The 24,387-nt window shown below is 40.2% G+C and carries 21 protein-coding genes; 4 read left to right on the forward strand and 17 right to left on the reverse strand.

The window, feature by feature from the left end; translation table 11 throughout:
- Window positions 1–23: 23 nt before the first annotated feature.
- A complete protein-coding gene (locus MKX52_RS16015) occupies window positions 24–1,199 on the reverse strand; it encodes a sensor histidine kinase (RefSeq protein WP_003213166.1) in 1,176 nt (391 codons plus the stop codon).
- Between the two features lie 221 nt (window positions 1,200–1,420).
- On the opposite strand from MKX52_RS16015, the gene MKX52_RS16020 reads away from it, so the two are divergent.
- The gene (locus MKX52_RS16020; RefSeq protein ID WP_012011434.1) at window positions 1,421–2,089 is read left to right on the forward strand and encodes a YigZ family protein; all 669 of its coding nucleotides are present in this window, start codon (window positions 1,421–1,423) and stop codon (window positions 2,087–2,089) included.
- Entirely contained in the window at window positions 2,074–3,165 is a 1,092-nt protein-coding gene (locus tag MKX52_RS16025) for an LCP family protein (RefSeq protein WP_119125450.1), read from the forward strand. Before MKX52_RS16020 ends, MKX52_RS16025 begins: the two co-directional genes overlap by 16 nt.
- Before the next feature lie 35 nt (window positions 3,166–3,200).
- Here the strand turns inward: MKX52_RS16025 and MKX52_RS16030 are convergent, their stop codons facing one another.
- The 14 genes from MKX52_RS16030 to MKX52_RS16095 all read right to left on the reverse strand — a co-directional run bounded on the left by MKX52_RS16030 (window position 3,201) and on the right by MKX52_RS16095 (window position 19,291).
- Window positions 3,201–4,268, reverse strand: a complete 1,068-nt coding sequence (locus MKX52_RS16030; RefSeq protein ID WP_342491018.1) for an MraY family glycosyltransferase — start codon at window positions 4,266–4,268, stop codon at window positions 3,201–3,203.
- A 130-nt stretch (window positions 4,269–4,398) separates the two neighbouring features.
- Window positions 4,399–5,598 carry a glycosyltransferase gene (locus MKX52_RS16035; protein ID WP_342491019.1) on the reverse strand — a complete coding sequence of 400 codons (1,200 nt, stop codon included), beginning with the start codon at window positions 5,596–5,598 and terminating at the stop codon, window positions 4,399–4,401.
- Window positions 5,599–5,614: 16 nt separating this feature from the next.
- On the reverse strand, window positions 5,615–6,370 hold the full coding sequence (locus MKX52_RS16040) for a glycosyltransferase family 2 protein (protein WP_342491020.1): 756 nt from the start codon (window positions 6,368–6,370) through the stop codon (window positions 5,615–5,617).
- Window positions 6,371–6,394: 24 nt separating this feature from the next.
- Entirely contained in the window at window positions 6,395–7,072 is a 678-nt protein-coding gene (locus tag MKX52_RS16045) for a hypothetical protein (RefSeq protein WP_342491021.1), read from the reverse strand.
- Between the two features lie 72 nt (window positions 7,073–7,144).
- Entirely contained in the window at window positions 7,145–8,602 is a 1,458-nt protein-coding gene (locus MKX52_RS16050; RefSeq protein WP_342491022.1) for an O-antigen ligase family protein, read from the reverse strand.
- A gap of 39 nt (window positions 8,603–8,641) precedes the next feature.
- Complete coding sequence (locus MKX52_RS16055) at window positions 8,642–9,571, reverse strand: NAD-dependent epimerase/dehydratase family protein (RefSeq protein WP_088004431.1); 930 nt, start codon at window positions 9,569–9,571, stop codon at window positions 8,642–8,644.
- A gap of 18 nt (window positions 9,572–9,589) precedes the next feature.
- Window positions 9,590–10,924: a UDP-glucose/GDP-mannose dehydrogenase family protein gene (locus tag MKX52_RS16060; protein ID WP_144468295.1), complete on the reverse strand. Its 1,335-nt coding sequence runs from the start codon at window positions 10,922–10,924 to the stop codon at window positions 9,590–9,592.
- 79 nt (window positions 10,925–11,003) lie between these two features.
- On the reverse strand, window positions 11,004–12,188 hold the full coding sequence (locus MKX52_RS16065; protein WP_342491023.1) for a glycosyltransferase: 1,185 nt from the start codon (window positions 12,186–12,188) through the stop codon (window positions 11,004–11,006).
- Window positions 12,185–13,636, reverse strand: coding sequence for an MOP flippase family protein (locus tag MKX52_RS16070; protein WP_144468297.1), 1,452 nt, complete (start codon window positions 13,634–13,636; stop codon window positions 12,185–12,187). Before MKX52_RS16070 ends, MKX52_RS16065 begins: the two co-directional genes overlap by 4 nt.
- Before the next feature lie 18 nt (window positions 13,637–13,654).
- Window positions 13,655–14,314, reverse strand: a complete 660-nt coding sequence (locus MKX52_RS16075) for an exopolysaccharide biosynthesis polyprenyl glycosylphosphotransferase (RefSeq protein WP_144468298.1) — start codon at window positions 14,312–14,314, stop codon at window positions 13,655–13,657.
- 199 nt (window positions 14,315–14,513) lie between these two features.
- Entirely contained in the window at window positions 14,514–15,092 is a 579-nt protein-coding gene (locus MKX52_RS16080; RefSeq protein ID WP_342491024.1) for a hypothetical protein, read from the reverse strand.
- Window positions 15,093–15,324: 232 nt separating this feature from the next.
- Window positions 15,325–16,815 (reverse strand): N-acetylmuramoyl-L-alanine amidase, encoded by a 1,491-nt coding sequence (locus MKX52_RS16085; protein ID WP_342491025.1) that lies wholly within the window; start codon window positions 16,813–16,815, stop codon window positions 15,325–15,327.
- Window positions 16,816–16,837: 22 nt separating this feature from the next.
- Window positions 16,838–18,892 (reverse strand): SpoIID/LytB domain-containing protein, encoded by a 2,055-nt coding sequence (locus MKX52_RS16090; protein WP_342491900.1) that lies wholly within the window; start codon window positions 18,890–18,892, stop codon window positions 16,838–16,840.
- A 75-nt stretch (window positions 18,893–18,967) separates the two neighbouring features.
- A complete protein-coding gene (locus MKX52_RS16095) occupies window positions 18,968–19,291 on the reverse strand; it encodes a lipoprotein (protein WP_012011448.1) in 324 nt (107 codons plus the stop codon).
- Window positions 19,292–19,473: 182 nt separating this feature from the next.
- Between MKX52_RS16095 and MKX52_RS16100 the strand changes: the two genes are divergently transcribed.
- The gene (locus MKX52_RS16100) at window positions 19,474–20,394 is read left to right on the forward strand and encodes a LytR family transcriptional regulator (RefSeq protein ID WP_342491026.1); all 921 of its coding nucleotides are present in this window, start codon (window positions 19,474–19,476) and stop codon (window positions 20,392–20,394) included.
- Window positions 20,395–20,480: 86 nt separating this feature from the next.
- Here MKX52_RS16100 and wecB read toward each other — a convergent pair whose 3' ends face one another.
- Complete coding sequence (wecB, locus tag MKX52_RS16105; protein ID WP_088002280.1) at window positions 20,481–21,620, reverse strand: UDP-N-acetylglucosamine 2-epimerase (non-hydrolyzing); 1,140 nt, start codon at window positions 21,618–21,620, stop codon at window positions 20,481–20,483.
- 239 nt (window positions 21,621–21,859) lie between these two features.
- On the opposite strand from wecB, the gene galU reads away from it, so the two are divergent.
- Window positions 21,860–22,741, forward strand: coding sequence for a UTP--glucose-1-phosphate uridylyltransferase GalU (gene galU / locus MKX52_RS16110; protein WP_012011451.1), 882 nt, complete (start codon window positions 21,860–21,862; stop codon window positions 22,739–22,741).
- Between the two features lie 25 nt (window positions 22,742–22,766).
- Here the strand turns inward: galU and tagH are convergent, their stop codons facing one another.
- Window positions 22,767–24,368: a teichoic acids export ABC transporter ATP-binding subunit TagH gene (gene tagH, locus MKX52_RS16115; protein ID WP_342491027.1), complete on the reverse strand. Its 1,602-nt coding sequence runs from the start codon at window positions 24,366–24,368 to the stop codon at window positions 22,767–22,769.
- Window positions 24,369–24,387 lie beyond the last annotated feature (19 nt).

Genomic DNA, 24,387 nt, shown 5'->3' on the forward strand with positions numbered 1-24,387 from the left:
TATGGTCAATATGTCTTTTGTCTCTATTTTACAATTTTATTTTGCAATGTTAATGGCACGCGAATCATGATGAATGTCCCTAGACCTATTTTTGAGTCAATGGTCATTTTACCTTCCAGTAAGTCTACGCGTTCTTTCATGCCAAGTAAACCGAAGGATTTATTTTTATTTGTTTTCACATCTTTCATATCAAAGCCTTTTCCATCGTCTTTGATAATTAACGTGACAAAGTCTTTCGTCACTTCTACTTTTACAGAGATTTCCTCAGCTTCGGAATGCTTTAGTGAATTTGTGACAGCTTCTTGGGCTAGTCTAAACAGTGCCACTTCAAATTGAGAAGCAATTCTTTCGCTTTCTGTATCTCCTAGGCATTGGAACGTAATCTTGGTTTTTCCATCATACTCTTCGATTGTGTTTAAATATTTTCTTAGCGTCGGAATGAGACCCAAATCATCTAAAGCCATTGGTCTTAAATCATAAATGATTCTTCTCACTTCGTACAGAGCATTTCGCACATTCTGTCTGAGACTTCTAATTTCTTTAAAGCCTTCTTCTGTTCCACGGTCTCTAAAAATCCGTTCAATTAATTCGGAACGCATCATCACGTTTGCCAGCATTTGGGCCGGACCATCATGAATTTCACGGGATACCCTTTTACGTTCTTCTTCTTGGGCTTCAATAATTCTCAGTCCAAAATCTTGTTTTGCTTGAGCATCTTCAAGTAACACGCCAACTTGGCGTAAGTCCTGATTGAGATAGTTAAGAACAACTGTGATCTGGCTCACAAGCGTTTCAGAGCGTTCAATGACGTCTTGTAGGCTTAACAATCGTCTTTCTAAATCATCTCTTCTTTCTCTCAACTGCTTTTCGCGCTGCTGGATCATGGTGAGTTCCACCTGCAGATTATGTGCTTTTTCGTAGGCCTCGCGTATTTCTTCTTCGCTAAATTTGTTGAAGTTTCTGCTGACCTCAGATAAGCGATTTCTAGCATGTCTCGTATGGACTTCTAGTTTATCCCCAAAATCAATTACTTCGTTTACTTGCTGCTTGATTTGCTTCAGCTCTTCTACAAGGCTTTCATATTGTTGACGGGACTGTTCGCCTATCCTAAATACTTCGTCCTTGCTGCCATCAACTGTACTTAGCATTTTCATGATGATTGAATCCAATAATTTCGGATCCATTTTAGGTGTTGTCATGGCTTTTCCCTCCCGTAACAGTGATGTCATCTTTTTTTATTATAAATGTCATTGATCTGCATTTTATGTCGAATTATAATGAAAGAATGCGTATAAATCATGAAGTTTTTTTGACGACCCTTTTTCTACCCCTATCATCATAACAAAATACGCTGTAAAATTCTAAAACCAATGCAAATTTTCTCTATTCTTACAATTTGCTTTTCAGGAGGGTATATCTTTTGCTGAATCGCTATCTTACAGTAAAAAGTCGTGGCGAGCATGAGATCGTCATTGAAAAATCACGTTTTATTTGTCATATACAGCGTGCTGTCTCAGAAGAAGAAGCACAAGCATTTATACAATCCATTAAAAAACAACATTGGAATGCCACACATAATTGTTCTGCCTATCTCATTGGAGAACATGACCTGATTCAAAAAGCGAATGATGATGGTGAACCAAGTGGTACAGCGGGTGTGCCCATGCTTGAAGTGTTAAAAAAACGGAAGCTGAAAGATACAGTTGTAGTAGTCACTCGTTATTTCGGCGGTATTAAGCTAGGCGCCGGTGGATTGATTCGTGCCTACGGAAAATCTGTATCAGAAGCCATCAACCATGTTGGGATGGTAGAGCGCTGTTTAATGCGTACGATGCACACAACAATAGATTATACATGGCTTGGAAAGGTAGAGAATGAGCTTAGAGCCTCATCTTTTCAGCTAAAAGAAATTCATTATGCAGAAGATGTTATTTTTGAGACGTATGTAGAAGAAACACAAACAGAGCAGTTCATTGAATGGATGACTGAGCTGACAAATGGAAAGAGTGTTACAAAAGAAGGCGAACTGATTTATTTAGAAAAGGACATTGGTCCGATAAAGGAGACAGATGAATGGCACAACGAGTAAAAGTGCGTGTACGAAAGAAAAAGAGTAAGAAGAAGAAAATTTTTAAACGTATCCTGGTCTTATTTTTGCTTCTTTTCATCTGTATGGGTGGATTTGCAGTCTATAAAATAGTCAATACACTTCAAGCCGCTGACAAAACATATGATGAACTAGATCGCGGCGAGAAATCGAAGCTTCGTGATGCGGTCATTGATATTAAAAAGAAACCCTTCTCTGTACTATTTGTCGGAATTGAGGATTATGCTACAGATGGTGATCATGGCCGTTCAGATTCACTTATTGTCGCAACCATTAATCCTCAAGACAAAACGATGAAAATGGTTAGCATTCCTCGTGACACACGCGTACAGCTTGCAAGTGACACGACAGGTAATAAAGTCAAGATTAATGCGGCATTTGCTAAAGGCGGTAAAGACGAGACGATCGAAACTGTCGAACAATTCTTGAATATTCCGATTGATAAATATGCGACCGTTGATTTTGACGGATTCAAGGATGTCATTGATGAAGTTGGTGGAATTGATATCGATGTTCCATTTGACTTCAATGAAAAAAGTGATGTGAAAAAATCGAAAAAGATTTATTTCAAAAAAGGAAATATGCATTTAAACGGGGAAGAAGCACTTGCCTACGCACGGATGAGAAAACAAGATCCACGCGGTGATTTTGGACGTAATGATCGTCAGAAACAAATTTTACGTGCAATGATTGATCAAATGTCGAAGGCAAATAACATCGCGAACGTCGATAATATTGCGAAAGAAGTCAGTGATCATATTACGACCAACTTCCGTATCACAGAAGGTCTAGCCCTTCAGCAGATCTACAGCGGGTTTAAGGGAGACGACACAGAAACACTTTCTATTAAAGGGTCGGATCTTTATTTAGGACCAAATCGAACGTATTACTTTGAGCCAGATCAAACCAATCTAGCCAACGTACAAAATGAATTAAGGACGCATTTAAAGCTTCCTACTGAATCTTCGACAGAAACAGATTCACAAACGAATCCATCCTCTGGCGAAACAGGGTCAAGTGATATAACTAACCCTTCGACCAACACATCAGGCCAATAATAAAAACAGCCCAGTTCCTAGGAACGGGCTGTTTTTTATTGTCTTTTGACCATTCGTTTATAAAATTTCGTAAATGGTTTGAACTCTTCGTTGACCAAACCCGTAACTTCCGCAATCACTTGCATAAACATCACCAGTAAAAAAATAATGATGAGTGATAACCAAATGGTCGCGCTTGTCAGCAAAATCGCACTTAAGCTAAAGACTAACCCAATCATGTAAATCACGATGACAGCCATGCGATGGGACAAGCCGAAGGCCATTAGTCTATGATGAATATGAGATTTGTCTGGTGATGAAATCGGCTGTTTGTTTAATATACGCCTAATGATCGCAAAGGTCGTATCAAATATAGGAACACCTAGAATGATCACAGGAACAACAACACTAAACAAAGTGACACTTTTGTATAAGCCTAAAAGTGACAGCACCGAGATCATATAGCCTAAAAATAGCGAACCGGTATCTCCCATAAAAATCTTCGCCGGATGAAAGTTGTAAAAGAGAAAGCCGATCGTACTGCCAATGACGACAAGAGATAAAGAAAGAATCAGAATCTTATCAGCAGAAAATGCCATCACTGCAATCGTTGATAAACCGATGACAGATATACCGGCAGCTAGTCCATCAAGGCCGTCAATTAAATTGATGGCATTTGTAATACCGACAATCCATAGCACGGTGAGGGGATAAGCCATCCATCCTAACTCAATTCGATCTGTTAAAAAAGGAACAGAGAAGAAGTCCATTTTTAAGCCCGTGCTCACAATCAAACAAGCAACAAGGACTTGTACGAGAAATTTAAATCTTGCACTTAAATTATATTTATCATCAAATATACCTAAAATGACGATGAGTATGGCACCAACTGAAATTGCTGTAATTTTATTATGTAGAAACAGCCCGCCTGCTAATGCTCCAGCCGCTACTCCAATAAAAATTGCCAAACCACCCATTCGAGGCATTACTTTATCATGAACTTTTCGTTTATTCGGCTGGTCCACTGCACCAATCTTAATTGCAAACTTCTTGACGATTGGTGTCACAATTAAAACTGTAGCCAGAGAGACAAAAAACGCTAATAAGGCGCGTTCGTAATCCATAGGTCAGTCTCCTTCTAAATTGAAATCTGTATTTTGTATATTGGCCGCTCTTTCCATTATACAATTGAATAGAGGATGATCACAACCTCCCTAGTGATGAAACAAATAAAAACGCACAATCCTGAATGAATTATGCGTTTTCTTTAATATTCGTTAGTTCCACCATGTTTGTGAACAGCGCGTGCCAATCTTTTTTCTTCGCTCGGCTTTGTCTTAGGTGTCTAAAAGCCGTGTCGTCTTTTTTGCTGATCACTTTTAGGCAGGCTTCTATGAAGAGCGCAGGATCATCGCCCACTAAATATTCATACACATTCTTCTCTTTTAGCCTTTCCGTTGAAGGGAGATTTAAACCGACAACCGGTATTCCAGCAGCTAAAAATTCATAAAGCTTGAGAGGGAACACCGCTTGATTATAAGGGGATTGTTTGTATGGCATCATCCCTACATCAATCAGCTTCATATAAGCAGGCACTTCTTCTGGTGCAACAGCTCCTGTCCAAATCACATTAGGCAGTTTAAGTGCATGCTGAAAAGATGGATCTCCATTCGTTCCATCCGGACCGACAAATAAAAATGTCCAATCAGGCCGCATGCGAGCAGCTTCAGCCATCATGTCAAAATCGAGCTTTGGCTTGATTCCTCCGATAAAACCGAGCACGGTTCCTTCTCTTCCTTCCAGCACATCTTCTTTACACGGAAGATTGCTTTTCGCAAACACATCGTACTCGACACCATTTTCCACTGTAAACACATCTTTCGGTTCTCCCATCAGACGTTTTTTGATTTGATCGTGTAAATATTGAGAAGAACATGTAATGCTGTGTGCGTATTTAATAATTCGATTTTCTGCTTTAACAATGACACGCTGCCTCATATAAGAAAGGATGTTATGGTTGCCGCTTATCGGCTCTCCCCACAGGTCACTGCAATCATAGACAATATGTTTCCATTCAAATAAAGAAGATAAGAGCGGAAAGCCCGGAAACGTATACCATAAACAAACGGCAATCCCCTTCTTTTCCTCCTGCCGCAAATGTTCAAGAAGAGGGGATAATTTATGAATATAGAACATGTCTTGATATCGACCAAAGCGAAATAATTTGCTCTTGAGCACATCGGGAATGGTCAATTGCTTCATTCGATCGGTTATGGGCTGAAAGGGAGCTATATGACGAGATGATGACGGGCATACCCAGATGACTTCTTTTGTTTCTGGATCAGATGCTAGAAATTCGGCCAGCCGATGCCGTCTGTACCTTAGTCCGTCCTGTCCCCATTCTCCCGTCGCTACGACAACATGTATGATCGAGTCTGCTTTCACCTTTATCACCTTTTTTCCCTTCTGTTTATAAGCGTTTCTTCACAGCATTTGTCGCATAGTGCATAAAACACCAGGACGCTTTCACAAAATGAAGCTGCTCAATTTCTCTGTAGACAAACCACGTTTTTTTCGCTGCTTTCCACTTGTTACTAGAAATGGAGTTCCCAACGATGCGATATTCACTGAGCGGTTCACTCATACCATAGGCTGTAAACCCTCTTTTTAATATAGACAGCCATGTAGCTAAATCCTGTCTTGTGCGAATGTTTGGCATTTCCACATGTCCTACCTTTTCAAGATCAAGCATGACCGTTAAACAGCCGATAATGGTGTTTTTCAGGGCTTCATTATAGTCCAATCTCGCTGGCGCAGTGACGGTTTTTTCTAATGGTTCTCCGTTTTCTGCAATGATGTCATATGCCGTAAATGTAAAGGCATAATCATTTGTCAGCATGAAGTCTACCTGTTTTTCGAGCTTCGTCTCTTTCCACATATCATCGCTGTCTAGAAAAGCGATAAAGCGTCCTTTTGCCTGTTTGATGGCTGCGTTTCTAGCAATGGCAGCTCCCCCATTTTCCTCTAAATAAATGACGTTGATTCTGTCGTCCGCTTGACTTAAATCCTCTAATAGCTTTCTAGTTCCATCTGTAGAACAATCATCTGCAATGATCAGTTCCCAATTGGAATAGGTTTGGGCAAGGACGGAATGAACTGTATCCGTTAAATAACGTTCCGCATTATACGCAGGTGTAATGATGGATACTAACGGTTGATTGTTCACCTAAGACTCATCTCCAGTTCATTATTAAGATTCTTTGAACACTTCGGGTAAGACGACAAACATGAGCGAGATGCTAAAGCCAATGACAAGCCCAAGCAGTGCCCGTTTTTTGGCTGACATGCCTTTATTGCCCTCATCAAGTACTTGGGCAGGATCGACAATCTTTGCCTGCTTCATTCCAAGCTTTGTAGACTCCAATTCATATAAGAATCGTTCTTTATCAACTTTTGAATCATTGCTGACCGATTCGTCTTGAAGTGCAGCTAATCTACTTTCAATAACCTGCTGCCTTTTTGTAAATAATGCTTTATCTTGCTTGAGAAATGTATTCGACACCTGCTTCACGACAGCCAAAGCACGATCCTTATCGGCATCAGTGAACGACAACTGTAATTGTGTATCTGATTGATTGGTAAGGATGAGACGGGTTTTCATATCCTGTCTTTCTTCTTCTTTCACATCACTGAGTGCTTGATTTAGAAATGCATCGCTTTTTAATAGAGATGTCACTTCTGCCATATTGTTATACACTCCGTCATCATATTTACCGAGAGTGAGGGTAACAGCAGCTGTGTAACTAGACTGCTGCGTAGATCCTTTAGCAAAAAAGAAACCAAAGGCACCTAATACGATAGGCAGCAGTATGAGCCATACGATGTACTTTTTGATTCGTTTCCCTATCCTAGATATGAAACCAGACATGTTCATTCTCCCAACATTGACTTATTTGCTCTTTCACTAGTGTAGCCATACATACAAAGCATCACACACGGTTTACCATAGCTTGAGTCGTTGTTTGTTTTTCAACATATTCACCGCTGCGATCACCAGTCCTAAAAATACCCAGTGAAAATATAAATTCGAGATGGAGCTAGGACTGATACTTGAAACGAGAAAGCTCAGCATGGCTGCAAACAACCCCTCAATGATCATTTTTGCTGATCTTGTGTCAGCCCATTTGTATTGTTTGTAAAGTGTGAACATGAGATAGGCGTATAGTGAGATATAGCCCAGCATGACTGCAAATCCAAAGTTCGTCATCAATTCCAGCAGCCAATTGTGCACTTCTACGACCTGGTCTGTATCAAAGATCGAAAAGTGAGCTAAATAGTAAGACACATTCCCCGCTCCAACCCCGAATCCGTATGAATTCGTAAAGAAGTGCCAAGCATTTTTCATCAAATTCGCTCTCGCGATGTTAGACGGGAGTGGTTCACTAAAAGAATGCGCGACCTGAGAAGCGAGAAACAAGTCATAAAAAGTCGAATAAATCTTGGCTGAAAAGACAGAGATACCAATGACGACAAGTCCGCTTGCGGCAATGATTGACCACTTTTTGAGAACACGCGGGAGCAGTAGCCACACATAGATCGCCACTCCTGCAAATATGCCAAGCAAACTGGCGCGGGATTCGGTTAACAAAATGAGATACAGCGCGGCGATTGCACCTAGTAATCCAAACGCTTTGATATAACCGTTTTTCATTTGACGCATGTACGCTAGATATAAGAAGAAACTAATCGATAAAAACGTTGCAAAGTCATTCTGATTAAAAAAGACAGATGTAGGATAGTGCTGTTTATATGCTGGCCCTAGATATAATGAGGTATTCGGTAAATGGTTCAATGTAAAGTGATTATAGAACCCAATCCCCATCACAAACACAGTCATCACGAGCCAAATGCTATAAAAGGTCACCACTTGGTCCATTCGCTGAATATACATGACGACTAGAAAGACAAATCCCATTCCCATTGCAAGAAGGGACATATATTTCAGGCCGTCTGTGACTGAATGCGCCCAAAGCAGTGAGATGAGTCCGTAAAGAAACCATGCAGCGAAAAAACCAAGAATACCTTTGACTCGAATCTGTTGCCACTGAGATATGTACGTCCCCTTTTCTCTCATCCGCCATATGAATAAAACAAAAGCGGCGATGAGCATGATACGGTAGAGAAAAAGGCTAAAGAATCCAGCACTAATAGAAAAAAAAGCGTTGTTGAGAAAGGTCAATGTAATCAAAAGATAGATGGCTGACATGAAGATTTGCTCACCATTCATGTACAACTTCATCAACACGAGAGCAGCAGCCAGGATCAGAAGTATAACCGGAACAGCCACCATTTTCTTTAACCCGACGGGCTGGACGGATGCCATTTGTACAAGCCCAATCCCTGCTGCAAACAAAATACATCCAATCATGATTTGCCATGCTGTTTGTTTCACACTCATACCCATTATCCTCCTAAGCAACCCATCCGATTTGAGGGATTAAGCCTTGACTTCCTGTTCATAGTAGGAAATGGTACGAGCCAAACCTTCCTGTAAACTCACAACAGGCTCCCATGATAAGACTTGTTTCGTTTCCTCATTTGACAATGTACTATGCACAATATCCCCTGCACGCTGCGCCTTATAAATTGGTTCAAGATGCGACCCCGTCACTCGCTTCATCGTTTGAAACAGCTCATTCACAGTGATCGAATCCCCACATGAAATATTTAAACAAACGTTTGATTGAGCTGTTAAAGCCGCAACATTCGCTGCTGCTAGATCACCTACATAGATGAAATCTCTTGTTTGTTCCCCGTCTCCAAAAATGAAAGGAGCCTCATCCTTTGCAAACTTATCAGAGAAAATCGAGACAACGCCGCCTTCGCCAAGTGCGTCTTGTCGCGGACCATAAACATTGCTATACCGAAGAATACAGTAGTCCACATCATACAATGTTTTTGCCATTTCTAAGTACCGCTCTACTGTGAGTTTTGATAAACCATACGGCGAACCAGGCTTTAACTGGTGAGCGGTGTCTACTGGCAGATACACAGGATCTCCATAGACAGCGGCTGATGAGGCAAATACCACTTTCTTGACACCAGCCTCTGAAGCCGCTTTGATCACATGCAGAGATCCTTTAATATTCACTTCTTGATCATATATATAATCATTGACCGATACTGCGACACTTACTTGTGCAGCAAGATGAATGATATAGTCTGGTGCGATTTGTTTAATAATTTCAACCACTTCTGGTTTTGTTACATCCTCTTCAATACACGGAACAGATAAATGTGCAATATTTTCCTTCCTACCTGTTGAAAAGTTATCAAGCACGATGACTTCATATTCTTTGTTTATTAATTCTTCAACAGTATGTGAACCTATAAATCCACTACCTCCAGTAACCAATACTTTCTTCATCCAAGTTCCTCCTAAAAATCAAGCTTCTAATAACATCTTAACATCCTGTACATGAGGACGACCGATCGAATGATAAATAAAGCCGTTTTTTCTCATTTGTTCTGGTTCAAATATATTACGTCCATCAATGATCACTGGACGTTGAAGTAGTCTTCTGACTTTCTCCATATCCATTTTTAATACTTCTTCCCATTCAGTCAAGATTAAACATGCATCTGAATGCTCTATAGTTTGATATAGGTTGTCACTGAATATCGTTTGGTTTCCAAGGATCTTCTTCGCTTCTAAGTGAGCAATTGGGTCATACGCTTTTACATAAGCTCCTAGATCTTGCAGCATTGGAATAATATCAAGAGCAGGAGAGGATCTTAAATCATTTGTATTAGGTTTAAATGCCAATCCTAATACAGAGATCGTTTTTCCCTTGATGTCACCATAGACATCCATCAATTTCTTCACGAGATACGCTCGTTGATGTGTATTTGTTTCGACAACAGATTCAATTAACTTAAAACGATAACCTACTGTTTCAGCTATTTTTAATAGTGCCTTGGTATCTTTCGGGAAGCAGGAACCTCCAAAACCAACTCCGGCTTTTAAAAACTTCTGTCCAATTCGGCTATCTAGACCAACGCCTTCTGATACTTTCTCAACATCTGCACCCACTCGATCGCAAATATTGGCAATATCATTGATAAAAGAAATTTTGGTTGCAAGCATCGCATTTGCTGCGTATTTAATCATTTCTGCACTTTCTAGGTTGGTTTCAACCACTACTGTTTGAAACGGTTCATGTAACGTCTTAATGATTTCCGATGCATGAGAACTTGTAGACCCTATAACCACCCGCTCCATATTCATCGTATCTTTGATGGCAGAGCCTTCTCTGAGGAATTCTGGATTGGATACGACATCAAAAGGATACTTACTGCGGGATGCTTTTTCGACAATGGCTTGAACGAGCCGGCCTGTTCCAACGGGCACTGTGCTTTTATTGACGATGATTTTGTAGCCATTTAAATGTTCACCAATGGTTTGAGCGACAGCTTTCACATACGTTAAATCTGCTTCTCCCTGTGCTGTCATCGGAGTCCCTACAGCAATATAGATAATGTCTGATTCCCTGATAGCAGCAGGGATATTGGTTGTAAAAAACAGTCTTCCTTCTTCGGTATTCTTTTCAATCAATTCCTTTAAACCCGGTTCATAAATGGGAACGACACCACTTTTTAAGCTGTTGATTTTTGATTCATCGATGTCACAGCAGATGACACGATTTCCGATATCAGCAAAACAAGTACCCGATACTAACCCGACATACCCTGTTCCAATCACAGCAATTTTCTTCAACATTTTTCATCCTCTCAGTAAAAGCATATTGTCCGTTCCAAGCTGTTTATCTATCTATCATTCTTTGCACATTTCATCTTGTTTAAACGATGGATCTTGATTGATGAAGTACCTTTTCATATTGCTGTATGAGCTGCTTCGTATTATTCGCTGATGAATATTCTGTATGAACGATTTGATATAGATCGCATTTTACTTGCTCATTCCACCTGTTTTCATAAAGGTAGGCGTGAATGGCCTCTTTTAACTGATTTGCCGAATGCGGCTCAACGAGCAGGTGTTGATAGCTAGAAAATAAGGTTGGGAGACCACCGACTCTTGTCGCAATGACAGGTACTTTTAAAGCGAGCGCCTCCAGAACGACGGTTGGCATTCCTTCACTATAGGACGGGAGCGCAAACAGATCGGCTGCCATTAAATAGTCTTTCACCTGATCATTCGGCACCTGCCCTGGGAGTATAATGGATGCTCCAGCCCGTTCTGTGAGCTCTTTTGCAAGGGGGCCTTTTCCAACAAAAACTGCTTTCACACCATCCATACCACTGATAGCTTCAGCTAATTCAAGCAAGCCCTTCTCTTTGACTAATCGGCCGACGAAGACAACGAGCTTGTCGTGATGGGGTAAGCCTAACTTTTTCCTGATGACTTGTTGATCTTCTTCCGTTTTAGAAAATGACTGGAGCGGAATACCGAGCGGGAGGCATTGCGCTTCTACTTTCGTCATGTCATTTGTCTTTTTAGCAAGCTCCTCACTCACCGTCAGAACTGCCGATGCCTGTTTCACCGCCGTTTCAAAGGCTGCATATGCCCCTTTGCTATAGCTCGGATACACGTTCACATCACTGCCATGTAAGGTCAAAAGATAAGGAATTTTCGTTTTTTGCTGAATCACAGCCGCTGCTCCGCCAGATGGCATTGCAAAGTGCGCATGGATAAAATCTGGTGACAGCTGATAACGCTGCATAGCGCCGAGAACAGAAGCCGCTATTCGTTTACTCGGCTGTGCCCATTTCAGCTGTCCGGGGAGTGCTGTATAGGGCGGCCTGTATACGGTCACTCCGTTTCTCATTTCCTGTTCGGGCAGATCCTTTTTCTGCCGATAGGATGCCTTCAGCATCCGCAAAATCGGTGGATTAACTGGGTTGGGACAGATGACGGTCACTTGTATTCCTTGTTTGAGCAGCTCCTGCACTTGCGTTTCATGGAATACGCCTTCACTTGGATGTTTTTCACTAGGATATACACTTGTCAGCCATAGCACCTTCATGACGAACGACCTCTTCTCATTAATTTGCCTGCCACCTGCGGATACATTTTGATGAGCAGCAAGCCGTACAATGTAGCACTGACACAAATCGTCAGTCCTAATTGAAGTAAAATATCCGCTGATGTCAGCTTCATCCCTTGATGCAGGGCTACCGCACAGGCGGCCATCAATAGCGTCATAACAGCAGGTTTGCCAAGTGATTTTAAATACACCTTCATATCTAGCTGAATGACATAAGCCATGAGCCATCTGCCAACAATGAAGTTGAGCAGGCTGACACCTGAGTAAACCCAAGCTACTGTGAGCAGACTGCCTGTGCTGACACCTATATATAAGGCGGTTCCATACACAAGAAGCATTCCCATATCCCAATAAAAGGCTAAGTCCGCTCTCCCCTTTGCAAGGAGTATGGAGCCGTTTGGATTCATCAGCACACGCAGAAGGCCGACAATGCACAATATATTAAGAACCGGAACAGCTACGAGCCATTTCTCTCCAAACACTACTTCTATAAAGCTATCTGATACGGCAACAAGACCGATTAACAGCGGAAAGCTAATCAATGCGAGCATATTCGTCATACTGAGGAAGCCCTCTCGCAGCATGGAGTGATCACGCTGGCTTTTTGCAAAAACAGGGAAAGCCACTCTCGTCACAATCGGATTGATCTTCAGCACGGGGATCGTCACAATTTGATACGCCAAGCTATAAATACCTAACGCTTCTGCTCCAAGAAACCGGCCGATTAAAATCATGTCTATATTCGATCCTGCTCGATTGACCAGTCTGGATGCGAGCTGGAATGCACCGAATGAGAAAAATTCTTTCACTTCTCCTAATGCAAAAACAGGTGCTGGGCGCCACTTCTTCCAATAAGCGGCGGCATACATAAGCCCTTTTCCTGATTGCAGCAGCACTTGAGAAATGACATAGGCTACAATCGGATTGATGAAGAAGGCCAATGCGAGTAAAACAATCAGCGATATCATGGTCGCAACGGCTTCAATGGCACTTAGTGTTTTAAAAGCTAGGTCCTTTTGCATCATGTATTGGTATTGCTGGCCAATAGGAGCAATCAGAAACATGATCGATAATAGTTTCAGCAACCCCTCCAGCTCTGATCGGTTATAAAAGGCGGCAATCATTGGGCTAACTAGAATGAGTAAACAGAATAAGACAACTCCAGTGAGTAAATTGATCCAATATAATGTAGATAATTGCCGTTCTGTTGTTTGTTCTTTTTGGATGATCGCTGCCCCGATCCCTAGATCAAGTAAAATCTGCGTAAATATTGTGACAGTTGTGATCATGCCAACGAGTCCAAACTCTTTCAGTGACATCACATTCCCTAAAAAGGCGAACTGTGCGATTTGGATGATCGTAATGATGAATGCGGACAAGCTTGTCCATTTCGCCCCGCCTAGCATTCGTTTTTTCATACTTGCCATTTCTCTTCCCTACTTTACTTATCTGGCTCCGTCACCCGTCATGATGACTTTTAACGTTTTTACCATAATCTTCGTGTCGAGAGAAAATGTCAAGTTTTGAATATACTGTAAGTCATGTGTTAATTTTTCACTTGGACTCATTTCATATCCTCCATTTACTTGAGCAAGACCTGTCAGTCCCGGCTTGACCGTTAATCTTTTCGTAAAACCTGGAATCGTCCGGTTAAATTCTGCGGTAAACATCGGTCTTTCTGGCCGCGGACCTACGATACTCATTTCCCCTTTTAACACATTGATAAATTGCGGAAGTTCATCGATTCTTGTTTTACGAATGAAGGCTCCCACTTTGGTGATACGTGGATCATTTTTTTGTGCCCATTTCGCTCCTCCGCTTTCAGCATCGATTCTCATCGATCTGAGCTTCCATAATTTAAAGTAAACACCATCTTTCCCGACCCTCTCCTGCATATAAAAGGCTGGTCCCGGTGTTTCCAACTTAATCAAAAGAGCAAACAGCAAAATGATGGGCGTACTCAACATCAATCCGATGAACGAGAACATTAAATCTATGAAACGTTTTGCAAATAAATAACGAACCATATGTTCTGTTAAGGCAAAAGAGTGGTTTCGTCTCACTTCATATTCTCTATAAAGATTCATCGCTTTCTCTGCACTCACTGACCTGCACCTCACCATTCAAAGTAGTTGTTGTGTAAAGAGATGTTCTATGAAAGTCAGTTTAGCAGAGCAACATTAAGCAAATGTAAATGCGCTGTTAAGTATTGTAAAACTGTGTTAAGAATGTGCACTTATATCAAGTTATGCCCTTTTCAACGTAAAAAAGACCCGCAATTCTGCGGGTCGCCGGGTCTTTTCTTTATTTTGCTTTAACAGTTTCGATGGTTTTTAATCGAAGGGTTCCGTTTGCATCTTTTGTATAAGTGACTTTCACTTTGGATTCTTCTTTTAAGCTGTTCACTTGTTTAGAAAACGTATTTCCGAATTGAATAGCGACTTCTTTGCCATCAATGTTCACAGCAATGGTATGTCCATCAGCCAAGCCGACATATGTGCCTTCTTTGGTGACTTCATTTGTCTTATTTGTTGTTGATTCTTTCTTTGTTTTAGATTCAGCTTTTGATTGTTCTTTAGCTGGTTCTTCTTTTGTGATTTCTTTACTTGAGCTGTCTTTTGCGTCTTCATCAGATTGACCAGATTGCTCTTCTTTTTGAGCAACTGTTTCTTTGCTTTGATCATCTGCTTTTTCATTTGATGATTGATCTTCTGTTTTTTCCTTTTCTTCTGAAGCATTTTCTTTCTTTTGATCAGCTGCTTCGGTTGTTTCCTTTTTGCTGTCATCCTTATTGTTGTCGTTTGATTGATTTGTTGTGCCGCACGCTGTGAGTAAGACACCTAGAAGCAATACTAGAAACGGCATTGTGATTAATTTTTTCAAAATTGTCACCTCTTCATGATTTGTCGATTGGCTGTCGCTTGAAGATTCATGCGTAAACCATCACCTTTTATATTTCAATTATAACAAAGATAACTAGAAATGAAATGTATTTTTAACTTGACACATCATCGGCGACTCGATTACTTCATAGACTTTTGAAAAAAGGCTGCCGAGAGACGTTCTCGAGCAGCCTAAGAGGAGTATCTGAGGCACCCCTCATCTTTGTATTTTCTTATCTAAAGTAACCTGACACACCGCTTGAAATGCCTGACGCTAAACGATCTTTATACGTAGCTGATTTCAAGATATTTGAATCGACTGGACTTGACACAAAACCAGTTTCTAAAAGAACACTCGGCATTTTAGAATATTTAATCACGTAGAATCCAGCTGTTTTCACACCACGGTCTCTTGTACCAAGTGCACTGACCATTTTCGGCTGAATGTTTTGCGCAAGCTTCAAGCTGTTTGCAGACGCATATGTTTTATCATAATACGTTTCTGTTCCGTTTGCACTGCTGTTATCATTTGAGTTCGCATGGACACTGATGAAGATATCTGCATTTGCCGACGCACCTTTGCTCACTCGTTTTTGGAGACTATCAAATGTATCTGATGTTCTCGACATCGTTGTAAGTGCACCAGCATTGTTTAATTTCGTATTTAAACGTTTCGCTACATCTAAATTCAAGTTCTTTTCATATAACCCGTAGCCTACTGCTCCTGAATCATGTGCGCCATGACCTGGATCAATGAATACTTTTTTCCCGACGACAGGGTTTTTCAATTGGGAAACCACAGTATTCGTCACAGTGGATGTACCACCTAGAATACTAAATGAAGTGATCTTCTTCGAACCAATTATTTGTCTAGTTGCTTTTGGTAATGTTTTTTCATTTGTGAAAATAAAAGCTTTACCTTGCTTAGCAGCAATACTAGCTCCTGAAGCGGCATCCGCATAGGCAAAACCATTACTAATATACGTAGTGCTCGTACTCATATTGTATTTCTTCACAATATTTGCTGCGACTTCATAACGATTTGCTCCACCAATTCTTCCAGGTGAAGGCAACTGAGCATAAGCTGATTTATTTACGCTAGACTCCCCACCAATGACAATGGTATTTCTAACTCCTCGGCTTTTCATGACCGCTGAAGTTTCCGAACGTAAACCTTTATCATTTGTTAATAAGATTGGATAGCCTTGTTTTGCAGCATAAGGTGCAATGGCAACGGCATCTGCATAAGCAAAGCCATTGGCTACAACAGCCGTACTAGAGCTTTTCATTTGTTTTGCGATATTTGCTGCTAAGTCATAGCGGTTCTTACCACTAATACGTTTCACAGAAATCCCCATCGATTTAAGCTGAGTTGTTACCTTTCCAGAGACACTTTTTGTGCCACCAAGAATAATCACATTCTTTGTTTTTAGACTTTGAAGGCCTTTTTTCGTATCTGTAGATAAACTAGTACTGTTTGTAAAAAGAACAGGTGCATTTTTTTGATATGCAAAAGGAACTGCACTTAATGCATCCGCATATGCATCTTTCCCTACAAGAACAACTGTACTTGATGTTGTCCAACTTTTTTTCGCCGCATTCACCGCAACAGCATAACGGTTTTTCCCATCAATTCTTGTGACTGAATTGTCAGCAAGTGCAGATGGAAGAAACAAACACATGGTTACTACACTTAAAAATACAACTTTTAAGATAGAGCGCACATTTATAACCTCCTTTGATGTTTTAATTCGTTGTTAATTTTGCACCAGGGTAATAGAATGACAAAATACTTGAGTATGAGCTTCCTGACTCAGCTCTCATTTTCGCTCCATATTGACTCATTCCAACTCCATGTCCATATCCTTTTCCTGTGATAGTGAAATCATTGGTGTTGTTCTTGACTGAAGCGTATGTGCTTTTTAAATTAGTGGCACCAAGTATTGATCTAAATTCAGTCATTTTAAAGCTAAATGTCGCTGATTTACCCATACTATAGGTTCCTGTTTTATTTTTTAAGTGATAGCTGACTTGCAGAGATGCTGTTTTTGCTCTCTTTCCTTTTGTTGTCCCAGAAAAGGTGACGTTGGAAATTTTAGCGATCTTGATGTCTGAAGCTGACGTTTCTTTATTTTTTAGAATCCAGCTCTTCAGACCTTGTAACTGACTTGCATTTGTTTCTGTTGTCTTACTCCACCAAGATGCTGGTGATGACGTGCTGAGCGATGTACTCAATTGTGTTTTTGATAGTTTCAGTGTCCAAGCATTTACTGGATCTTTTGAATCTGCTTTAGCGACCAGATAAGGAAATGCACTTGACCACACTTCTTCACTAGCCTCTGTGTAGCCTCCGTTACTAGAATAATAGGTTGCAGAAATCAATTGATTATTATATTTTAGCACCTTGCCTTTTGTAGCATCTACAGCTTTTGTAGAGTTTGTAGACCAGTTATAACCGCCATATACTTGGAACGCTGTTGTATCTGGCACAACTTTCCCTATACTGCTTACAGAATATGTACGTGCTGCAACAGCCTGTGCTTTCAATGCCTCAACATGCCAGCTTGCTGGCATTTCATTCGGCACAACCCCTTTAAGATAATCTTCAAAAGGGATGTTTTCATTTGTTGGTCGAATATAGCCTGATTCTACAGCAAAATTCATGTTCCCCAAGTATGCTTTCCCAGCAACTCGAATGACATTTGTAGTTGAATATTTCTCTGGAACAACTCTTACTGAAGATCCAAATGTCTTAATGCCTTTGATTGAAATTTTTCCGTTAGAAACATTCAATTGATAATCCTTATTATTCTTCAAATAAAATTCTTTTGATAATTTAGATTGTAGACTTGCTGAAATGGATTTTACTCCACCAGACAATTGGAAAGAGTACGTCCCCTGTTTTTTGACAATTGATGTCACAGGTGATGTTAGACTATTTTCTTTCACAAGTACCATAGGGCTGTTATTCTTGGCTGCTAAAAGTGAAAATGTAATTGCATCTGTGAAAATAGAACCGTTTGCTAAATATAGCTTATTAGCATTCATGTTTAACCCAGTTACAATATTTGCAGAGACCTCATATCTATTAGCTCCACCTATTCTTTTCACAGTGGACGTTTTTTTAATTTGAGATTCAACTTTTTTGCTAACACTCTTTTCTCCACCAATAATCACAACTTTTTTCGGGAGTTTGTAAGTGGGTAAACTGTCTTTCTTCGTTAACAGAATAGGGTAGCCGTTTCTTGCAGCATATGGAGTTACTGAAGCACTGTCAGTAAAAATGCTTCCTGTTGCCACTATAGCTTCACTATAGTTCCCCATCTCTTTTGCAATGTTTTGTGAAACAGCATAACGTGATTTACCACTGATTCTTTTGATCTTTCCGTATTTCTTTAATGCTTTCTCAGTTGCTGAAGAAACACTTGTTGTTCCACCGATAATGAGAATATTATCAGGATTCATTTTTTTAATTTGCTTTTCAGTGGTCTTTGTTAATTTTTCAGCATTCGTATATAAAATAGGTGCATTCAGTTTATAAGCTAATGGTGTAGCGGAAATAGCATCTGCAAATGCGTCACGATTTACAATGACAATGGTAGATGGATTTTTCCAACCTGCTGAAGCGATACTATTGGCTACCTCATAACGATTCTTACCATCATATCGAGCGACGGAAGATACATTTGTACCAGTTACTTTGTATAAGCCGGATGATGATATGTTAAAGTTGTTTTTATTCCCAACATAGTTTGATAATTTAACAGAAATTGAGCTTGCCGCTGCAGCATCATTTGGCATAAATACAAGCAAAAGTAAGATGAACGTTGTAAATGTTAGACTTAATTTTTTCAATTTGATGATCCCACCGACTCTCTATTGTACTTTTTTGATTTCTTGAATTTCCTTTTGACCACTGTCATTAATAAAGTAAGAGATTTCTACTTTATCTCCTGGATTGAATTCATTTAACACATCTTTAAAATTATCCGTAAATTCATAGTTTAAGGTCGTATTCACTTTTTTCACTTCGACTGTATGTGCATCAGCCATACCAATAAATTCAGCTTTTTCTTCCAGCACCTGAGGAGTTGAACTGCTTGTCTTGTTTTCTCCCGAGGACTGCTCAGCCGTTCCACATGCAGTGAGCACGATACCAAGTAGTAGTATTAAGAACGGTAAAACGACGATTTTCTTCATTTTTTTCACCTCATGTCTTTGTATCGTCTTATAACTTAATATTTTAAGGTAAATTTAAGGTTTTTTGAAACCTTTTTTTTGTTACAACGTCTATATCTAGGTTCAGAGTAAAAAAATAACTTGTTTATCAAGATTCGTAAACCTATAATCATGGAAGAATCATAGAAAAGGTGAGGGACATTATGAGAGCTGAAAGAAAACGAAAGAAGAAAAAGGTTCTTTGGATTGTTTTATCGATTATTGGCTTATTCGTATTAGCAACTGGCGGATATGCATATCATCTTTGGAATACAGCAGCATCAACCGTGGCAGGCATTCAGGAGAATTTGAAGAAGTCAGATAAGCGTGACAAAGATGTCGATTTAAATAAGAAAGACCCGATTTCTATTTTAGTCATGGGCGTTGATGAAAGAAAAAATGACCGAGGCCGTGCGGATACATTAATATACATGACCGTTAACCCAAAAACCAAAACGACTGAGATGGTGAGTATCCCACGTGATACGTATACGAAAATTGTCGGAAAAGGCACAATGGATAAAATCAACCACTCCTATGCATTCGGCGGCACACAAATGGCAGCTGATACTGTAGAGGAATTGCTAGATGTACCTGTTGACTACTTCGTGAAAGTCAATATGGAAAGCTTTAAGGATATTGTCGATACACTTGGCGGCATTACAGTGAACAGCACATTTGCTTTCAGCTATGATGGCCACTCATTTGGCACAGGAGAAATTAATTTAAATGGCGATCAAGCCCTTGCCTACACAAGAATGAGAAAGCAAGATCCAAAGGGTGACTTCGGACGTCAGCAAAGGCAGCGCCAAGTCATTGAAGGCATCATCGCTAAAGGGGCAAACATCTCATCTATTACAAAGTTCGGCGATATGTTCAAAGTCGTGGAAAACAATATGAAGACCAACATGTCATTTGATGATATGTGGACGATGATGAATGACTACCGTGACGCAAGACAGCATGTGGAGCAGCACGAGCTGAAAGGAACGGGAGCACGCATCAATAATATCTATTATTATCAGCTTGATGATAGCAGTCTGGCTAAAGTGAAGAAGGAATTGAAGGACAGTTTGGAGCAGTAAAAAAGAAGACAAAGGGCTAAAATCAAGATCATTTTAGCCCCTTTTGTCAACAATCTAAGAAGACTACATGACTGTAGTCTTCTTTTTTATGATTTGAATGGGACAGGTTTTTCTTCACTTAATCCAAATCGATGAAGAAGTTCTTGGACAATTCGTTTCGATGCTTGTCCGTCACCATAAGGATTAGACGCCTTCGACATGCTGTCATATTCCTTCTGATCTACTAGCAGCTCTTTTGCCATTTTGTAAATGGTCTCTTCATCCGTACCTGCAAGCTTAAGTGTGCCAGCTTTCACGCCTTCTGGACGTTCTGTTGTATCACGGAGCACTAATACTGGCTTCCCTAGAGAAGGTGCCTCTTCTTGTACACCGCCAGAATCCGTTAAAATAAAGTGTGAAGCGGCAGCAAAGTTATGGAAATCAACGACTTCAAGCGGTTCAATTAAGTGTACACGGTCTAGACCGCTAAATTCTGTCTGAGCCGCATCACGTACGGCAGGGTTTAAATGAACAGGATAAACAACCTGAACATCTTCAAACTCTTCTACAACACGTCTAATGGCTCTAAACATGTTTTTCATTGGCTGGCCAAGATTCTCTCTGCGATGGGCCGTTAACAAGATCATTTTATCCGTGCCTATTTTCTCTAAAATAGGGTGCTGATAATGCTCAGTAACTGTTGTTTGCAGGGCGTCAATCGCTGTATTACCAGTCACAAATATCGTTTCTTCTTTTTTATTTTCTGTTAGAAGATTCTGCTTTGCTTCATGTGTAGGTGCAAAATGAATATCAGCAATGCTTCCGGTCATTTGACGATTCAATTCCTCTGGGAACGGCGAATATTTATTGTGTGTTCTCAATCCTGCTTCGACGTGACCGACCGAAATTTGGTGATAAAATGCTGCTAAGCTTCCTGCAAAGGTCGTTGTTGTATCCCCATGGACAAGGACAATATCAGGTTTTTCTTCTTGGAATAATTGATCTAGCTTTAACAGTGCATTTGATGTAATTTCAGATAATGTCTGGCGCTGTTTCATGATGTTTAAATCATGATCTGGCGTAATTGAAAAAGCCTCAAGAACTTGATCAAGCATTTCTCTGTGCTGGGCTGTCACAGTAACAATCGAATTTATCTGTGGATGTTTATTTAATTCAAGGACAAGTGGTGCCATTTTGATCGCTTCAGGTCTAGTACCGAAAATAGTCATTACATTTAGTTTTTTCACTTTTATGCCTCTTTTCATCAATACATATTGTTTTTATTGTACTAAAGATCTCTTCGAATGATAAACTAACCATTCTAAAATTAATAAAATTTTCACAGAACTGACTGTTTATATTTACTTTTTTCTATTAAAATTACTTTAAACATCATAAAATTATTTGCTTACTTTTAAAAGTAAGGTAGAATTTAGTGGTATTCTCTTAATTTTCACATCAGTATTTAAGGACGGTGCAAAATACATTGAAAAAAGTACGGAAAGCCATTATACCAGCTGCAGGTCTCGGGACACGTTTCCTCCCTGCAACAAAAGCCATGCCTAAAGAGATGCTCCCAATTGTTGATAAACCAACCATTCAATATATTATTGAAGAAGCTGTTGAATCAGGAATCGAAGACATTATTATCGTCACTGGAAAAGGAAAAAGAGCAATTGAAGATCATTTTGATTTTGCTCCAGAACTTGAGCGTAACCTAGAGGAAAAAGGGAAAAAGGAGCTGTTAGAAAAAGTAAGGAAATCTTCTAACATTGCTGATATCCACTACATTCGTCAAAAAGAACCAAAAGGTCTTGGTCATGCTGTTTGGTGTGCACGAAACTTTATCGGTGATGAGCCTTTTGCTGTTTTATTAGGTGATGACATTGTTCAAGCCGAAACACCTGGGCTCCGCCAGCTGATGGATGAATACGAAAAAACTCTATCATCTGTCATTGGTGTTCAGCAAGTAGCAGACCACGATACGCATCGCTACGGGATTATCGATCCTCTTACACAAGAAGGACGCCGTTACCAAGTGAAAAACTTTGTTGAAAAGCCGCCGCAAGGAACAGCACCATCGAATCTAGCCATTTTAGGACGCTACATTTTCACGCCAGAGATCTTCATGTACCTCGAACAGCAAGAGATTGGTGCAGGTGGGGAAATTCAGCTGACAGATGCCATCCAGAAGCTGAATGACATCCAGCGAGTATTCGCCTATGATTTTGAAGGAAAACGATACGATGTCGGTGAGAAGCAAGGCTTCATCGAGACAACTCTTGAATTTGCCCTTCAAGATGAGGATCTGAAAAAGAAACTCATTCCATTTATGAAACAGCTTCTCGAAAAAGAAGAAGTGAATTAAAAAAGCTGCCGAAATCGGCAGCTTTTTATTTGATCACTGAGATCGTCAATGTATGCTGTTCATTATCAATGATAAACAAGTTCTTTTCGCCCTTCACTGCGAATTTCGTTTGTTTCTCATTCAACCAAACGTTCTGTTCTGTGAGACCAAGTGTAGATGGCGAGATCGGCATGACCTCACGGAATACCAACGTATTCGCCTGTCCATTTTCAATCACATAATCGGTTTTCTCAGTGGTCAGCCGCTCAATAGTAGCACCTTGTTCACTTTTGATCGAGCTCAGCGTTTGCATTTTTTGCTTCAACACAGATTCTTCTTTTCCAAGGAAAGAAAGTAAATACTCATACGAGCCAGCAGATGCGGGCGATACATACGAGTTGAACTGTCCAGGTCCAATGGATAAAGCCTTTAATTCCTCAGCATGTTGAAGCCCATCAGGTTTGACAAAATACGTCTCTGATGCTGTTTTGATTTGAACGGTTTGTTTATTTTCAGCGACTGCTTGTACCTCTTGACCAAATGGCAAAGTGACATCTGCCTTCTTTTTCATAGCTTGATCTTTGTACACCGTAAGTGGATCTGCTGTAACAATCGTCTGTTGATCCACCTTTTTCATATCAGGAGCCCCCTTCGTTAGCGGGTTCTTTGATTGAGGTGCTTCTGTCTTATTAGACGGAATTGCACCAAACGTGGCCAGTGTACGAAGCGGCCGATCTGAAAGCATCGATAAGGCAAGTAAAATGGTTAAAACAGCTATTATCGTCACTTGAAAGGCTGGCCCAAAAAATGAACGTCGTTTCCCACTTTCTTTATAACGAGTCACTTTTTCCATCTTTTGTACGCCTTTTCTACCTTCTTTGTGTTCCATTTGGTATTTTTGTTTCTCTTTTTTGGAAAGCTTGTTAAACCAGTCAACAAACTCCTTATACTCTTTTACAACTTTCTTCGTATCATCAAACATACGAAGCTCACCATAATGCATCCAAGCGACTCGATCACAGATTTTTTGAATTTGACTAATGGAATGGCTGACAAAAAAGATTGTCTTCCCTTGTTCTTTGAATTCTGTGATACGATCCACGCATTTTTGATAGAAGGTTTGGTCACCAACAGACAACGCTTCATCAATAATCAAGATATCTGGATCGATATGCGCTGAAATGGCGAAGCCAAGACGTGATTTCATCCCGCTTGAATAGCTCTTCACGGGTTGATCAATAAAATCACCGATATCCGCAAACTCTACGATTTTTTCATAAAGCTCATCTATCTCTTTATTCGTTAGCCCCATCATCAAGCACTTAAGACGAATGTTGTCTTTCCCGCTCAACTGATTGTTCAGCCCTGCCGCAATGGCAATTAACGAAGGCTGGCCATCCATATCAATTTCACCACTTGTGGGTGGAATAATTTTTGCTAGAAGGTTTGACATTGTCGATTTTCCAGATCCGTTGATCCCTACAAAACCAATTGTCTCACCTTCATATACATCAAAGGATACATCACGAACAGCAAAGAAACCTTTTTCATTTTTATTGGGTAAAAACAGTCCTTTGATCTTGTCCGACTGCTTTTTATATAAGACATATTGCTTGGATACGTTTCGAAACGAAACCTTTAGTTTCATCGTATAATCTCCTTACTTT

The organism is Bacillus sp. FSL R5-0422 (genome assembly GCF_038610765.1).
GTDB classification, from domain to species: domain Bacteria; phylum Bacillota; class Bacilli; order Bacillales; family Bacillaceae; genus Bacillus; species Bacillus pumilus_O.